This is a genomic window from Oscillatoria sp. HE19RPO, assembly GCF_024220515.1.
Taxonomy (GTDB): domain Bacteria; phylum Cyanobacteriota; class Cyanobacteriia; order Cyanobacteriales; family Laspinemataceae; genus Laspinema.
In genome coordinates this window covers 17,934-34,832 of record NZ_JAMXOT010000153.1, presented here as the reverse complement: position 1 = coordinate 34,832, position 16,899 = coordinate 17,934, and the positions used below count along the sequence as shown (strand labels likewise).

Below are 16,899 nucleotides of genomic sequence, written 5' to 3'. Positions count from 1 at the left end.
CGAATCGCCCCTACATGGGGTTTTGGTTAAAATAGGTTTGTTTTTTCTGGCGATTCTCGAATCGCCCCTACATGGGGTTTCGGTTAAAATAGGTTTGTTTTTTCTGGCGATTCTCGAATCGCCCCTACATGGGGTTTTGGATAAAATAGGTTTGTTTTTTCTGGCGATTCTCGAATCGCCCCTACATGGGGTTTTGGATAAAATAGGTTTGTTTTTTCTGGCGATTCTCGAATCGCCCCTACATGGGGTTTTGGGGTGGATGGACTGGCGATTCTCGAATCGCCCCTACATGGGGTTTTGGGGTTTTGGGGTGGATGGACTGGCGATTCTCGAATCGCCCCTACATGGGGTTTTGGGGTGGATGGACTGGCGATTCTCGAATCGCCCCTACCTTGCCAAGGGGAGGGGACCCGAGGTGGAGAAGACGTTTTAACATTTTATGCAAGTTAATTTAATATAATTTAGAGATGAAATTCAGAGGGAAATGATGAAGTTTCAAGATAAAGATTGGCGCATCAGTTATTCCAGCAATGAAAACAACCCGATCGCAGATTTTTATATCCCCGCTTTGGAATGCGCGACTCAGTACGATCGCAAGTCGGGTTTTTTTAATAGCGCAATTCTCAGCAAGGTGGCGCGGGGATTGGGGGCGATGTTGCAAAATCAGGGACGGATTCGCTTGATTATGGGGTGTCAATTTAGTCCCGAGGATTTAGCGGCAATTCAGGAAGGTTACGCCCTCCGGGATGCGGTTGCTTTTCGCTTGGATACGGAATTGACTCCCCCGGAAAACTTTGCCCAACTCAAACATTTTGAAATTCTTAGTTGGTTGATTCAAAACCTCTATCTTGATATTAAAATCGCTGTTCCTCTCAAAACTACCGGCATTCCTGAAGACTCTCACACCGTTTGCGATCGCCATCATCTCTTCCATGAAAAAGTTGGCATCTTACTCGACAACCAGGGAGACAAAATCGCCTTTAGCGGGTCTAATAACGAATCCGTCGCCGGTTGGGAAAACAATGTAGAATCTTTCCATGTTTATTGTTCCTGGGAAGGGGGACGGGACTTGGAACGAGTGGATGAGGAAATCTTCCGTTTTGAACAATTGTGGAACAATTTATCCCCCAATGTCCGGATTTTTGACATTCCCGAAGCAGTCAAAAATAAACTCCTCCACTACAGTCCCACCTCCCCCCCAACTTGGACGCCTCAAACGGAATTTGATACTCGACCCTTACCCGCTTCCCCACCGCCTACTCCAGAACCTGTGATTTCTGAACCCTCACCCGTGGCGATTCCTGAGACGGATTTAGAGGCAGAATGGCAAGCATTTCAAACTTTATTGAATTTACATGAATCTCCCGGTTGTCTGGATTTTTGTCTAAAATCAATCCCGATTCAACCTTGGCCCCATCAAATCAAAATCCTTCGCCGATTTGCGGAAAAGTTCCCCCAAAATTTTCTGATTGCCGATGAGGTGGGGTTGGGCAAAACTATCGAAACTGGATTAATTTTACGCTATTTACTGATTAGCAAAAAAGCGGAACGGATTTTAATTTTAGCCCCTGCCAGTATTCAACCCCAATGGCATGAAGAACTTCGAGAAAAATTTAACTTACATTTTTGGAGTTATCAACAAGGGCAATTCATTCCCGCAGACTCCCGCTTATCCTCCGCCACTCCTCCCACTTCGGCAAATCCTTGGAATAGTCAAAACTTAGCGATCGCCTCCTCCCATCTAGTTCGACGCAGCGATCGCATGGCGGAACTGTTGGCAGCAGAACCCTGGGATTTAGTTGTCTTAGATGAAGCACATCATGCCCGCCGCCAAAGTCCCCAAAATCGCAAAGAAACCCCCAATCGTCTGCTGCAATTAATGCAGCAATTGAAAACAAAAACCCGGTCCCTGTTGTTACTCTCTGCCACACCGATGCAAATTGATGCGGTGGAAGTGTTCGATTTATTGAATCTGTTGGGATTACAGGGACATTGGTCCTATTCCGAGAACTTTTGCGAGTATTTTGCCTCCCTTTCCGACAAACCCAATCGCCAAACCTTAGAATTCTGGCAACAAATGGCAGTCAGTTATATCCAGGAAGGGGGTTCTCCTTGTTCCCGATTTCAAGACTACCTGCAAAAAAGCGATCGCCTGATGGCATACAAACTCCAGGATATCTGGAAAAATGGCAAGGCGATCGTCAATGCCAAACATTATACTGAAGACGAACCGTTTATCGCCGCTTCTCGCCAATATTTAACCGTCAATACTCCCCTCAAAGATTTGATGTTTCGCCACACCCGGGATACCTTGCGCCAATATTATCGCCGAGGATTGTTGGATCGCGATATTCCTCAACGGGAAGTGCAGGATCATGCGATCGTCTTAGAATGCGATCGGGAAATCCCTCTCTATTGCGCCGTCAGTGACTATGTTCGCCACTTTTATAATCGTGCCCAAAAAGACAACCGCAAAGCGTTAGGATTCCTGATGACCCTCTACCGCAAACGCCTCACCAGTTCCTTTTCTGCCATCCGCGAATCCTTGCAACGCCGACTCGATGGCATCAGTATTACCCCCGATGACTTCAACGATTTAGAGGATGCCGATGATGCCATCCTCGAAGGACTGGAGTCCTATTTTGAACCAACGGATCCGGAAGAAATCGCCTATTTAGAAAACTTACTCCGGCAATTTGAAAATACCGGCGAGGATAGCAAACTGTCTTATTTTATCACAATTTTGCGCCAAGAACTCAACCAGCGAGAAAGTGCGATCGTGTTTACCCAATACACCGACACAATGGACTATTTGCGAACTAACTTACAGCACTTATATGGGTCGCAAGTCGCTTGCTATTCCGGACGAGGGGGCGAACTCTACGAGGCGGGAACCTGGAAAACCTTGCCCAAAGAGCAAATTAAATCCCAATTTCGAGAAGGAATCATCAAAATTTTACTCTGTACCGAATCCGCCTCGGAAGGGCTAAACCTGCAAACCTGCGGCATTTTAATTAACTATGATATGCCTTGGAATCCGATGCGGGTGGAACAACGAATTGGCCGGTTAGACCGCATCGGACAACGGTATGAAACCGTGAGGATTCATAACTTTTATTATGATGGCACAGTGGAGGCCAAGGTTTATAAAAAACTGCGCGATCGTATCAATGCCTTCCAATCCATCGTCGGTAATCTCCAACCCATTTTAGCCCGCGTTCCCACCTTCATCGAACGCGCGGTGATGAGTGCAGATCCGGAAGAAGAAGGGGTGATGCTCAGTGAATTCGAGACGGTATTAGAAACCCCGCCCCTCCGTCCCGCCCTGGATGAAATGGTAGAAATCGATGTAGAATCCGACCTGAAAGAGATTAGCAAACCGTTACCTTTAAGTCCTATTATACCAGAAAATATCCAAGATTTGTTTATCAATTCCCAAATTTTTAAACAACTCGGCATCGAATTTCATCCCGTTTCCGAGGGGATATTTCAACTGCGTTATCAATCCCAGTCCTATCTCGTCACCTTCTCTCCACAACGGTATGAAGAGAATCCCTCGCTATACTTTCTCACTTTTGGAAATCCCCTTTTTAAAAACCTGTTAGACCACTTTGTGAGATACAGAACTTCTAGGGTAGATGCAGGGTAATCACGGGCAATTTCCTCGTGTCATGGCTCTGCCGTGACACGCACATCTTGCGGCTCTGCCGCCTGTATGGGGACTACAGCTAAAGCCGGATATGGGTGCATGATGCGGCTTAGGGGATTGCAAAATATAAATCATCCAAATGTTCAACGGAAAGAAGTTATGTGTCGGAGTAAATGCTTGCGCCCCAGGGCGTATGCAATACGCCCCTACATTGACGGGGCTACTTCGTTGAGCAGTTATACCAAATCCGGTTGTTAAAAGTCGGTTTTCTGTATTAGCCCGCGCAGGCGGGCTTTGTCCGTATAGCCCCAGGCTTCAGCCTGCGGGTTTTGACAGACCTTTGACAACCGGATTCCGTATTACTACGAACGAACGTTTTGGAGATTTTATTTTTTGGAGTTGCCTAAGAGAACGACTGAAGTCGTGACGTTGAATTAAGGGGATTGCAAAATATAAATCCTCCAAATGTTCAACGGAAAGAAGTTATGTGTCGGAGTAAATGCTTGCGCCCCAGGGCGTATGCAATACGCCCCTACATTGACGGGGCTACAGAGCCAAGTCACGAGGAGGAGCGAGGAGGAGCTTTGATTTCCGGCCCCCCCTTCCCTCCTAGGGAAGGGGGCTGGGGGGTTAGGTCTCCCCCCAATCACAACCCAGGAAAGGCCCCCTAAGCAATTCCAAAACCTTTTAATTTATCACCCCTTGACAAACCATCAACCCGTCTGTTACATTTATTTACATAAGTTCACAAAGCTTTACAGCGAGGTTGACCATGATTCTCTTAACTGCTTTATTTGTCGTCGGTTGGGTTGCGGTCGCCGTATTAGGGACCCAAGCTTACTTCCGAGGCGAACAGTCCAAACCCATCCATGAGCGGAACTGGCGTTCTGAGTCCTTTGAAACTCTAGCTGAATCGATTACCGGAACTGATATCGACTACAGCACCCGAGTCCCCGCCTTCGAGGTGGATGCCTATACCAGCAGCAATCTGCCCTCTTAATCGGTCAAAATAGAACATTAGACCCCGCTTCGGTGAATCATGCGGGGTTCAATCCTGAATAAAAAAGGGGAGGCACTGGAGTGTCTCCCCTTTTTGATGGCAAACTGCCACAAAAACCCTAAGTCCCTTCAGGTTTATGAACCACGGCAGGAAGGCGGCAGGTGAAACTAGACCCCACGCCGGGTTGACTTTCCACCGTAATATTCCCCCCCATCATGTGACAGAAATTCTGACCGATCGCCAATCCTAAACCCGTCCCCCCATATTTGCGGGTATATTTCTCATCCGCTTGCACAAAAGGCTGAAATATTTTCTCGATTTGTTCGGGAGTCATGCCAATCCCGGTATCAGTGACAGTAAATACGAAAATTGCTCCATCGGGATTGGGGTCCGGGTCTCCATTGGGAGTCACTGCTTCAATCCGGTCTATAGAAAAGGTGATTTGTCCATTATGGGTAAACTTGGCGGCATTACTGAGGAGATTGAGCAGGACCTGCTTGACCTTGGTGCGATCGCCCGTCATGGTCCCCAGGTCATCTCCATACTTAACCTCTAGTTGATTGCTATTTTTCAAAATTGACAACTGGGTATGACTTTGCACTTCCGCAATCAGGGCCGCCATATTAAACCGTTCTAAATAAAGCTTGGTATGACCGGCTTCAATTTTAGAAATATCCAGAATATCACTAATAATGGTGAGCAAATTCAAACCGGATTGATGAATTTGGTCTAAATCTGCGACAAATTCCTCTAAACCATCTTCTTGAGCCTGATCCCGCAATAGGTCACTATAGCCGAGAATCGCATTCAGAGGAGTTCGCAACTCGTGGCTCATGGTGGCGAGAAACATACTTTTAGCATGACTCGCGGCTTCCGCTGCTTCTTTGGCCTGTTCTAATTCTAATTGAGTTAATTTATTCGCCGTGATATCCCGAATAATAGCCAAAACTTGTTGATGACCGCTGACCACCATGCGGACCTCAAAATAACGACGGGTTTCATTAATAAACCAATCATATTCAAAGACCTGGGTATCATCGGTTTCTAGGGCAATATGGACATATTTTAAATAGAGACGGGCTAATCCTGGGGGTAAAATACTGTCGAGATTTTGAGTTAATAACTCTCCGGCGGGTCGCAGGAGGGTATCGCCCCTTCCCCCCTTAAAGTCCATAAAGGTCCCATCTTGACTAAATTGCAACATTAAATCGGGAATCGCCTCTAAAAGGGCGCGATTTTTGGATTCACTGTGGTGCAATGCTTCCGCACGCTCCTCTAGGGTGGCGATCGAGGCTTTGAGTTGCTCGGTCATGCTGTTAAAGGATTCCGCCAGCAGAAACAACTCGTCATGGCTGCCGACAACGATGGTTTGATCCAGGTCCCCTTCGGCAAGGCGTTCAGTGGCGGCGGTCATTTCCTGTAAAGGGCGGGTGATGGAACGAGCCAGGAACAAGGCGAAGAGAGTACCCGCTAGGGTAGCGCTGATTGCGGCCACGATCCCTTGATTGCGAACCGATGCCATTTTGGCACGCAACTCGGCAGTGGAGAGGCCGATACTGACAGCGCCTAGGAGTTGCTCCTCGCGGGTGACGGCTTTTCCGGCAATCAGGCGATCGCGTTGCCATTCAAAGACGGTCTGGTTGCTGTTAACCAGAATCACCCCCAAGGCATCGGGTTCGGTATTGTAGCGCCAAATATCATCGCTATAGATATCCGCCACAATTCGTCCATCGGTGGCATAGATCCGCCCGCTGACCAAAATTTCCTCACTGCCGAGTTGTTCTAGGATTTCTTCTAAAAAGTCAGACTGTTGGTTCTGGAGGGCATGAGCAGTGGTGGCAGCTAAGGTCTTCAGGACGATTTCAGCTTGATTTTCGAGTTCGCTGTGAAAGTTTTGTTGGGTACGGCGAAGGAAAAGCCCGGTGACACTGCCCACGGTGACGATTGCTAACGTGGTCATGGCTAAAGTTAGTTTGCTGGCAAGGGAAAGCCCTTTTTTCCTGTTAAAGATAACCATGCCACTCACCTATCTTGTACCCTTACATATAACTCCGGCATTTCGACCTGACATTGACCCGGAGCCACTCTATCAAGTTGGACAGTTTCTGCAAACTGGGGGAGTCGAGCTTGGACCTTCTGGCTGTGGAGTATATAGCGTTTCCCACAGTGCTCAGGTACGTTTTTGGAGTGCGAGCATCTTGCTCGGTTGGGACAATAGGGAGCAAGATGTTTGTGCTGAGGCACAGGCTCCGCAAACGCACTCGTCTCCTCTAAATATCTGTACCTCATGAGCCCAGGAACCCCTAGATCGAGGTGGGAAGGAGTGATCCCATTCAGGAGAATGAAACGATCGCCGTCGGTCCTCGGGACCCTGGTTAAACTGGATGGCGAGAGGTCTTGAGACGATGCGGGTACGGATTGACAACCCCACTCGATCGCCAAGGAGATCGAACTCACCTGCGCGATTGTTCTTAAGTTGGTTTTGAACATGAGGGTACGGTTTGGGTGGGCACAGCGATGGTAGATTAAGAACTCAATGGTATTATGAAATGCTCGCCCACCAATGCCCTCGGGGAGCGATACGGGTTCGGTTGATTGAGAGTCCCTGAATCAAAATGGGCATAGATGCGCGATCGCTACTCAATGAGCGCTTGAGCGCCACCGCTGTTTTTCCCCAACAAAGGGCGGTCTGGTTTGGATGAAGCCAACTGTCCCAGGAGAATCGTTTGGAGGATCTATCATTAGGGGGAAGACAACCGGGCTTCTTCACAAAATTTTTACTCATGAGTAACTTGCTTTGGGCCACCCACCCGGTTTCTTGTCCTCTTGATCTGATCCGGTTACCGATGTCCTAGACGATCGACCTTGGCTCCTGTCAGCTTTGCCGGTCCGAAATTCAGGGCGATCGCGAGTAGTTATACTCACCGATTACCCTGGCTCCCATCGGATTGACTGCCCTTTTAAGTCAATCCCATGCAGAATACTCCAATGACTCGATCATTCTACCAAATCCCGTTGACCGGATGTTGAGGCGATCGATCCCTCAGTAATTTTACGGATTTTTTTTTCATAGCCCAGAAAAAATTTCATCAAAACTCAAGCGATTCTCTTAACCCAGTGTTCCCGGCTGCATCCGAATCCTGAAACCTTGTACCCGCAAGAGGTTAAAAATTTTTGCCGAGAAAGGAAATCCGGTGTCCGTTTCCCGGGAACACTGCTCCAGGAAAGTGGGGGTAGGGGTCTGTGGGTAAAATCCACAGGAGGGATGAGGGCGATCGCACTCAACACCCCCCACCGGATCTCTATACCCCCGGCGATCGCACAGTCGGGAACAGGGTGTTCTGTGGCAGCCGATCTCATCTTGCCATCCTCCCCCTCAAAGACAGGGCAGTTCTCCCCTAAAATCCCTTGAGCTATCTCCCAGACCCCCTTGCGCTTAATTATACTTTTCTACGGACCATGATACATTCTTGGGAGGTTTGACCATCACCGGAAGACAGACGGTAAAGGTCGATCCGCCCTCAGCCTGACTGTCCACAAAAATCTTACCCCCCATCAACTTGCAAAACCGTTGACCGATCGCCAACCCTAAACCCGTCCCGCCATATTTGCGCGTGGTTGAGGGGTCAGCTTGGGCAAACGCCTTAAAGATATGCTGCTTCTGTTCCGGGGTGATGCCGATTCCCGTATCCTTCACCCGAAAAATCGCATATTCCGTTGCGTTGACTTCCTCAGATTCTGTGGGAGAGTCCGCCGGAGATAGGGAGGGAGATTGAGTTGGCTCATCCTTGGCGGTTTTTTCCTTTCTAATCTTTTTAACAGACATAGAAATCATCCCGGATTCCGTAAATTTAGCCGCATTACTCAGCAGATTTAACAACACCTGCTTCACCTTGGTGCGATCGGCGTGCATACTGCCCATATTGCGCGGGCATTGGATTTCCAGGGTATTGCCATTTTTCTGAACTAACGGCAAAACCGTCGTTTGCACTTCTAACAGCAACGTAGAAATATCAAACGTTTCTAAGCATAACGTCATTTTCCCCGCTTCTAATTTAGAAATATCCAGCACATCGCTGATAATTCCCATCAAATTTTTTCCGGCTTGTCTGATTTTTGTCAAGTCGGAAATAAAATCTTCATATCCTAACTCTTCCGCCTCTTCCTCCAATAAATCCGTATAACCAATAATGGCATTTAGGGGAGTTCTCAGCTCGTGACTCATGTTGGCTAAGAAGACACTTTTGGCATAATTCGCGGCTTCGGCGGATTCTTTGGCTTGTTGCAGTTCAAATTGAGCTAATTTACCTTCGGTAATATCCCGAACAATAGCGAGCACTTCATCTTGCCCGCACACGGCAAATCGCGCTTCAAAATGGCGACGCTTGCCGTTGATAAACCACTCATATTCAAAAACCTGAATTTCCCGAGTTTGTAAGGTGCTATTAACGTATTTTAAATAAAGATCCGCCAGTTCTGGAGGAAAAACTAATTCCACGCTTTTTTGTAACAACTCCCCTTGGGGTTTTAAGATGGTATCCCCTCTTCCTCCTTTGTAATCAATAAAGGTGCCCTCTTGGCTGAATCCAAACATCAAATCGGGAATGGCCATGAGTAAGGCTACATTTTTCGCTTCGCTTTGATGCAGGTCCGCCGTGCGATCGGCCATGTTTTCAAAAAGTTCCCGGAGGCGATCGCTCATGGTGTTGAACGAGTGAGCCAGCAGGCCAATTTCCTCATAAGCTGGAATCTCAATGGTTTGGGTGAAGTCCCCTTCCGCAATCCCTTCCGTGGCCGAACCCAACTGGTACAACGGTCCGGCGATCGACTGGGCCAGTTTTCGCGCCACAATCACGGCCACAAATCCCGTGACCAGAATCGCTAGAAGTCCCGTTGCGATCGCCTCCAACATTTTCCGATCTAACAGGGCCGTAGACATCTCAATCCGCAAGGCAGCCACTGGGTTGCCTTCTACGATCACCGCTTTAAGCGCAATCAAACGGTTATCCTGCCACCGAAATAGCGTTCGATTTGTCTCTAGCACTTGCCCCACCAAGGGTTCTCCCTCAGCGCTTGGTCCAACCTGGGGAGAATCCTCCGCGATGACTTGTCCGTCGGTTTGATAAATCCGCGTAGAAAGAGCGATTTCTCGTCGCTGGTTCTCCGCCACAAGGGTTTGCAGAAACTGTTCGTTTCCTGCGCTCAACGCATCGCCCAAGCTAATGGAGATTGTCTCCAGTAACTGATCGGCTTGTCGTTCGAGTTGTTTACGCAGAGTCTGTTGCTGACTCCAAACTGAGATTGCTGTAATAGTCGCCATCGCGACCAGGGTTAAAGTCGTGACAGAGACCGTAAGTTGGGTAGTCAGGGACCGTTTTTTTGCGATGAATTTTCCCATGAAAATGATGTGTTTAGACCCGCCTAGACCCCACCTGGGAATGTCTTGGGGTCAAGACAAACAGGATGGGGCTTGAATTGCCTCTATTATGAACTTTTTTACCTGTTATTGCTCGACTTCGATTGACACCCTTGCGAATGGTTATAAGCGAATTTGACCGCTTTGACGTCAATCTGTTATATTTATTTACATTTTATAAAGATTCTCTTCAGATTTGGAAGAGTGACTCTCAAGTTTGAAGGGCACCACCCCTCCATCAGGGCGCTCAAAACAACCCCCCACAAAATAGAGGGGTTGCTCTGAGTGATGAAACAATGATTTGAGCATCAGCGAGTCCCCAGGCATGGGAGTTCAGTTTAGAACTCCTCAAGGCGAGTTAACCCGAATCCCCAGGGTTGTCCGGTGAGGTCCGGTGGGGGGTGTCATTGCCTCTGGATCCCGTAGAGTCGCGATCGAGCAAACCCGTCGCTTTCCAGGTCCAATAGACTGTAAAAGCCCGACCCAATTCTTGAAAGGCTTTTTCAAATTCCTCCGATGACTGAATCGGTTCGTGAGTCGTGGGGGTTGGTTGTCCGTTCATGGTGGTAAATCCCGAGTAAAGTTTAGATACTTCTACTATCAGCGATCGCCCAGAAAATCGCTGCGATCCAACGCAGCGATCGCGCCGGATAAAACAGGAGTTGAGGGGTGAGGGAAATAACCGACAAATCCAATTCCCATCGAGTCAAGCTGCGATCGGAATTGTTCCGCCAACCTTCTCCTTTGCCCATCTCTGTGTTACCTCCCCCCGCGCATCCAAGTCTGCTGGATCATCCGTTCCCCCAGAGGAATCGCATCATTCGGTTCGTCCTGCCCCTCCAGGGATTGAGAGGGATCAAGTTTCGGCTCTAAATGGGGATTTTCTGCCGTTGTATCCGCTTCAGAATCGATAGAGTTCGGGGGTTCATTAGCTTTGGAAAAATCAACTCGTTTGGGTTCAGTTTCATTCATGGTTAGACTCCAGGGATGTCAATCAAAAATCAGCAGGCAGAGACAAGCACTAAAAAATTGTCCCTTGAATTCTTAAAAAATCTCTCAAATATTGCTAAAAAATACTTAGCCCTGACTTTATTTTTGATAAAAAATAATAAAATTTCCTCTACCCATAGGAAGAGATGAGAAACCGAAAAAAGAGAAAAAGTAAAGTAGCAAAACCCCACGGTGAAATAAAACCCTAGCCCTGTCAAGGTGGTAAATTTAATGCCGAAAAATCGTTATTTCTTGTAGGGGCGCATTGCGCCCCTACAATCTACACACCTTGACAGGGCTAGGAATAAAACCCCCCGGATTTTGCTACTGAAATTGCCCATAAAAGAGCAGTCGGGCAGGTATAACCCCCCCGACTGCTCTTTCTCACTCACAATTTAACCGAGTGCCACACCACACTCCACCCAACTCGGGGCAAAATTAGAAACATTAGAAGCGATAACCTGCACCCACCAGCAAGCTAAAAGCAGCTTGATCCGTATTGCGATAAGCATCAAACGCGACTTTAGCATCCCCAAACAGCACAATGTTTTGCTGAACGACTGCTTCCACTCCCGTGGCCAGGGTTAAGGCATCTTGGTTACCCAGAGCGGTTTGTTGACCGCGTTCGGTGATGAAGGAATAACCCCCGCCAACGTATAAGTTAGCGTTATTCGTCACAGGTACATCCACAGATAACATCGGGACCAATGCTGCCGCATTATTATTAATCAAGGCCGATCCCCGCACAGAAAAGGCAGAATTCGGAACTTGATAACGACCCTGGAGGTTACCGCCATAGCTTTCGCTGCCTTGTCCCTCCTCCCAGTTGTGAACGTTACCACCGAGACCCGCACCGAGATAGTGACCCGCCATTCCTTGCTTGCCGGTGAGGGTTTGTAACCCTTCGGCATGAGCGGCACTGCTGGAGAAGAGTGCCGGGATGATCATCACAACAGACAAAGCAGACAGAGTTGCAACAGACTGAAGAATTCGTTTCATAAGAGTCGGTTGGTGAATGAAATCTTGACAACCGTTGATACTTTGACTGTAGAGGGTGAGGGTTATGGACAGGGGAGGGGATGTGGAAGTATTTAAAGTGACTGTTATAGCGTCTGAGTGTCTCCCCGGATATTTCCCAGAACGAGAGGGAAATTAGCTTGCGCTGTAAGGATTTTAGTCAAACCGTCCCCGGGCGATCGCCGCTCGGGTATAACCGAGGAAAATCACCCGAATCCAGACAGTCTCTAAACTGGCAAGGGTACTGGAACAAGGGGATTTTATCTGAGTCCTTTCCAGGTGCGATCGCACCTCCGGGAGAATTCTCTGACTACAAAAAAATCGGTTGAGTTCCCCACATCAACTCAACCGACCCATCCGGACAAAATGCCAAACCCTTGAGCTTAAACCGAAGGACGATTGACCATAACTTTATCCAGCAACTTTTGCTGAGTAATGTAACCCAACTCATAACAATATCCCGGCAATAAATCTAATTTCTGCCGGACTCGTTGACAAGCTTTGCTCCGTCCAAACTCTGTGGGTTTACTCATCACCCAGTTGACATGAGCTTCTTTATTCAGCGCTTTACGGATTTTAACAATCTGCTTGATTAATTTTCGGGCTTTTTCTGCATCATCACTCTCTAAATACTCCCACTGACCGTAATTAGATACAGCATATTTATGGGATTTATCTAATAAATAATGCAGGGCTTTAAACAGCAACTTTAAATCTGACTTCATCAGCATTTCCACCTTTAAAGTCTTCTGCATGATTTCCGAATCGCTCATGCTAATAAATTTCTGTAAATCACAGAACTTGTATTCCAAAGCCGAAACCGCTTTATAAATATCATCCAAGGTCCGGTCAATCTCATCAGAAATCAATTGTTGTTGTTCCGGTAGAAACAGAGTCCCTTGATGAGCGCGATAGGCGATTCCTTCTAATACCGGATAGTCACAAATCCCCGTTTTCCGATATTCGGAAGTAAATCGAGCAATCAAGCGTTCCTCATACCGTTCTTCTTTAGAAGGGTTAGGACGGTGGCGATTCAAGTTCATTTGGCGAATATTTTCTAACCACTCTCGCACCGCTGCCTCCACCTCGGGATTATGAGAAATTTTGGTATTTCTCCCCCGCGCATGAGCGACGGTAATATAACAAGCGGTGATACTCGTAATCGTCGAGAGCATAAAGAAGAATAACGAAAATCCCAACCGGGAAAAATTGAGGGCGAATAGATTTCCGAAGAAATTACTAGAGGCGAGGCGGACCTCTTCAACCCCCGAGGTGATTTCTCCATATTCGTTAAAATAACGACTAAAAACCAGAGGTAATTCTCGGTTGAGAAAAATTAGGTCATTTCCCAGTTCACTGCGAGTTTTCAGCTTTTCTTCCCAGTCCTCTCGAACTGCAAAGGTTTCGCTACGGATGCGATCGGCTTTTTGGCAGAGGGGCAGATTTTCCTCCGGGACGCGACTCCAATCCCGTTCGCGATCGGCGACGGCACCGTTGGTTTCCACATAGAGAGAATCCCAACGCGGATCCGTGCGCGGAATTTGGGATAACAATTGGAGGTTTTCCTGACATTGCGCAAAGGTGCGTTCGTAGGCGTCGGTATTGGGTTCTATTTGACGAATTTTCCGGTCATGTTCTTCGATTAATTCTTCCGCCAGTTTATAGCTTAAGGCAGGACGGTTGTTAATTAATTCTGAACCGATGCCAGCCACGAAAGATTGCAGAATACTCATCAGTAAAAAACCCGCAAACCCCACCTGCGCCCAATATTTTTTACCGGGTCGGTTTCCGGCGGTAGCAGTTCCGGCGAGGTTGGTCCAATTCAGGACAATGAGGTTTAAGACAAAACTGGCGATGGGCGCTACCCAAATATTTCCTAACCCTTTAAAGGCAAACAATAAAATAGGAAAATTGGTGATGGCATTAATTAAGGTGGCCCCAGAGACAATATCGGCAGTAATTTCCGAATCTCTGCGGACATCTCTGGGGACAAAGGCTTCGCCATCAAAATGCCTAGGGTTGGCTTGGAGAAAACCTAAGACATAGAGAATGGGGGGTTTAGGGTTGAGGGAATAATATAGATTCCAAAACCATCCTTGCCGTCGGGACCGTTTGACGAGTCCCACATAGTCGGGATTTTTTTCTAACCATTGAATTAATAACAAATCGTCGCTGAGTGATGCTGAAGGGCGATGCGATCCGTTCAGCGGTTCGAGTTCATTAGAGCGCACTAAATCGAATTTGTCGCTTTTCATAGAAGGTGTATGCCTACCGAAAAAGTGTCGGGAAACCCTGATTGCAGTGGGGATAAGGTCAGCACAATTCTGAGCGTCAGAGGATGCAGACTAAGATGGCGATCGCCCCGGGAAGTAGGAGGGCGCAACTCTTGATTGCAGGAACGGTTTGGGCCAAATACGCAAGTTATCACGGAATCGGGTTTATCTTTGGAATGCAATAAACGAGAAAATATTTCCGGCTCAATTGCAGTAATCGGTAGTGCATACAGAAGTTTTGAGTTGAGAAGTGGGCAGATAGATCGCCAACGGGGGTTGGCGGATGCTCCGTTTGGCAACAGGTCATGCCTATTTTACTAAAGCAAACCGCAGGTTGGGGGAATTTTGGAGAAACTCCGCTGAAATTCGCGCTATAGCAAGGGAAGAGAGTTTTTTGGGGCGATCGCACTCCCTGCAAATCAGGGTCCTTTCTCTTCCACAGGATCCTTTAACCATCCCTGACCCCATCGGATTCCCCCCCCCTGGGGATTGGCAAGAAACCCCCGGGAATGGGGGCCTAAATTGACAGGTTTACAGTGAGGACTCCCTGAGACTAAAGACCCGGAAATTTACCGATTCAGAATATCCCTAAGTTGGTGCAAGGTTTTCCTTCTTAATTAAAACCCCAAAAATTCCAGAATTACGGCAATTTATTGCCCGGATTGTCCTCAACTAGCACAGATAAGGAATAAAACCTTTATGCCGTGGGTTTTTATTGTCATCTTGGATTCTCGGTTCAAGAGCGTTCTCCCCTCCATAGTATGGCTCAACCCTTTCCATTGCTACATCTTAAGTACCAAAAATAGAGTTCGATTCAGGGTTTTTTCAATCGGATCTCTACCCTAGGGGATGCGTTTTAGTTGCACCACTTGATTTAAAACTTGTTAGCAATTTGTAATCTATTAATTAAGAAAAAAATAGGCTTGACGGAAAATTGAGCTTTCTAAAGGTCAGACTGTTCTGAAGGTTTGGGGAACGGTTCGTAGTCAATCTCGAAGGCTTCAGCTAGGACTTGACGGGCTTTTTCAGCCCAATTTGGGTCTTGTTTGATGCGATCGCGAAAGCGTTCGGACACGCGAATGGTGATCGGAGCACTCAGAGGTTCATTGCGCTCGGTCCGAAAGCTGAGTGATTTACCAAAGTCAGGGTTTCCCCCCGGTCTTCCTCGTCCCACTAGGCCCTCCTGGGTTGAAAGTCAGCCCTGATTATAGCAGAGTTGAGGGGATGACCATTTAAGCATTGCTTTTTTTAGAGCAACGAGATTCTAGCAGGAATACGAGGGTCATTATTGACTCCTTCATAGTCGAATTATTAGACCTCTAGCAAAATTATAACAAGCCGATGGGGGTTTTAAAGAGGGGTTGGCGGGGTCGAGCATCGAATAAAAGTAAGAGGTCTATTCTTCCTCTCCCCTATTCAATCGCTCTTTCTACCCAATCCACGATCGCTTGATTGACAAACTCCGGACTTTCATCATAAACCACATGACCGGCATCGGGAATCGTTACCAATTCTATATTAGAATTTAAGGTAGCCAATTGCACCGCACTCCTAAAAGGAACAATTCGGTCCGCTTCTCCCCAGAGTAATAAAATAGGAAGTGTTAATCTCGGTAACAAATCTTTGAGAATGGGGCTATATTCCGGGTCGCTGCGGGTGAGGGAGAGGCGATAAAAGACTTGCAATGCTCCTGGGTCCCGTGTAGGACTGGCAAAGATTTCGACTAATTCATCATCCACTAATTCAGGATTTTGATAGATTTTTCGCAGAACAAACCGTAATAAACCGGGTTGACGGACAATTTTAAATAGCGGCCATAATAACAGGGGAGATGAGAAAAATTGCTCGATCGCCCTCGCCCAAGCGGGGGGTTGTCTCGGTTGCGGGTCCGGTAGGGTGAGCATGACTAATCCTTGGGCCATTTGCGGATAGGTTGCCACCGTAGTTAAGGCAATTAATGCTCCGAGAGAATGGCCGATGACGACAGCAGGTTTGGCAATGAAACTTCGCCAAAAATCATAGACTAATTCTGCCCATAAACTGACGCGATAATTGGCGGAGGCTTTTTCGGAAGCACCAAAGCCTAAAAAGTCTAGAGCGTAAATGGTATGATGTTCGCTAATGGGTCTTAAATTGAACCGCCATTGTCCCAAGGAAGAACCGAATCCATGCAGAAAAATTAAGGGGATGGCATTGGCTTTAGCTTGAGGCGATCGGATATAGGTGTAACGGATTTGATATCCGCGCCAAATCCAATCCCGTTGAGCGCCGAGGGGGGGTGTGTTGGGGGGTGTGTTGGGTTGCGATCGCATGGTTAGGGGGTGGTCATTTGTCATTTGTCGTTGGTCATTGGTCATTTGTCATTGGTTGATGGGGCAGACTTACAAGGATAGGTTTTTTTACGTTCAGGGGGATTTGCCTCACATTTAAAATCACTTCCGGTCCCCTCCCCGATGTCTTGGGGAGGGTTAGGGTGGGGTCCTCGTGAGGCGCTCAAGGGCTTCACGAGTAATGGATGCTTGGAGGGTGTCGGCGGTGACGATCTCAAGCGCTT

13 protein-coding genes are annotated in these 16,899 nt (G+C 47.6%); 3 read left to right on the top strand and 10 right to left on the bottom strand.

Annotated elements, in window-relative coordinates:
- From NG833_RS14605 to NG833_RS14595, 3 genes are all read left to right on the top strand, one after another.
- The coding region (locus NG833_RS14605) for a hypothetical protein (protein WP_254566020.1) at nt 1-433 on the top strand (433 nt) is incomplete at its 5' end.
- A gap of 51 nt (nt 434-484) precedes the next feature.
- Nucleotides 485-3,649 carry a DEAD/DEAH box helicase gene (locus tag NG833_RS14600; RefSeq protein ID WP_254566019.1) on the top strand — a complete coding sequence of 1,055 codons (3,165 nt, stop codon included), beginning with the start codon at nt 485-487 and terminating at the stop codon, nt 3,647-3,649.
- 772 nt (nt 3,650-4,421) lie between these two features.
- Nucleotides 4,422-4,649 (top strand): photosystem II protein, Psb35-related, encoded by a 228-nt coding sequence (locus NG833_RS14595; protein WP_254566018.1) that lies wholly within the window; start codon nt 4,422-4,424, stop codon nt 4,647-4,649.
- A gap of 118 nt (nt 4,650-4,767) precedes the next feature.
- Here the strand turns inward: NG833_RS14595 and NG833_RS14590 are convergent, their stop codons facing one another.
- The 10 genes from NG833_RS14590 to NG833_RS14550 form a co-directional block, all read right to left on the bottom strand.
- Nucleotides 4,768-6,609, bottom strand: coding sequence for an ATP-binding protein (locus tag NG833_RS14590; protein ID WP_254566017.1), 1,842 nt, complete (start codon nt 6,607-6,609; stop codon nt 4,768-4,770).
- A 1,476-nt stretch (nt 6,610-8,085) separates the two neighbouring features.
- Complete coding sequence (locus tag NG833_RS14585; protein ID WP_254566016.1) at nt 8,086-10,047, bottom strand: ATP-binding protein; 1,962 nt, start codon at nt 10,045-10,047, stop codon at nt 8,086-8,088.
- 376 nt (nt 10,048-10,423) lie between these two features.
- Nucleotides 10,424-10,627, bottom strand: a complete 204-nt coding sequence (locus NG833_RS14580) for a hypothetical protein (RefSeq protein WP_254566015.1) — start codon at nt 10,625-10,627, stop codon at nt 10,424-10,426.
- A gap of 22 nt (nt 10,628-10,649) precedes the next feature.
- Nucleotides 10,650-10,817, bottom strand: a complete 168-nt coding sequence (locus NG833_RS14575) for a hypothetical protein (protein WP_254566014.1) — start codon at nt 10,815-10,817, stop codon at nt 10,650-10,652.
- A 7-nt stretch (nt 10,818-10,824) separates the two neighbouring features.
- On the bottom strand, nt 10,825-11,037 hold the full coding sequence (locus tag NG833_RS14570) for a hypothetical protein (protein WP_254566013.1): 213 nt from the start codon (nt 11,035-11,037) through the stop codon (nt 10,825-10,827).
- A gap of 465 nt (nt 11,038-11,502) precedes the next feature.
- Complete coding sequence (locus tag NG833_RS14565; protein ID WP_254566012.1) at nt 11,503-12,054, bottom strand: porin family protein; 552 nt, start codon at nt 12,052-12,054, stop codon at nt 11,503-11,505.
- Nucleotides 12,055-12,228: 174 nt separating this feature from the next.
- Nucleotides 12,229-12,363, bottom strand: a complete 135-nt coding sequence (locus NG833_RS30440) for a hypothetical protein (protein ID WP_256555987.1) — start codon at nt 12,361-12,363, stop codon at nt 12,229-12,231.
- A 92-nt stretch (nt 12,364-12,455) separates the two neighbouring features.
- On the bottom strand, nt 12,456-14,327 hold the full coding sequence (locus NG833_RS14560) for a hypothetical protein (RefSeq protein ID WP_254566011.1): 1,872 nt from the start codon (nt 14,325-14,327) through the stop codon (nt 12,456-12,458).
- Between the two features lie 961 nt (nt 14,328-15,288).
- Nucleotides 15,289-15,519 carry a hypothetical protein gene (locus NG833_RS14555; RefSeq protein ID WP_254566010.1) on the bottom strand — a complete coding sequence of 77 codons (231 nt, stop codon included), beginning with the start codon at nt 15,517-15,519 and terminating at the stop codon, nt 15,289-15,291.
- Between the two features lie 238 nt (nt 15,520-15,757).
- Nucleotides 15,758-16,681, bottom strand: coding sequence for an alpha/beta fold hydrolase (locus NG833_RS14550; protein WP_254566009.1), 924 nt, complete (start codon nt 16,679-16,681; stop codon nt 15,758-15,760).
- Between the last annotated feature and the right edge of the window lie 218 nt (nt 16,682-16,899).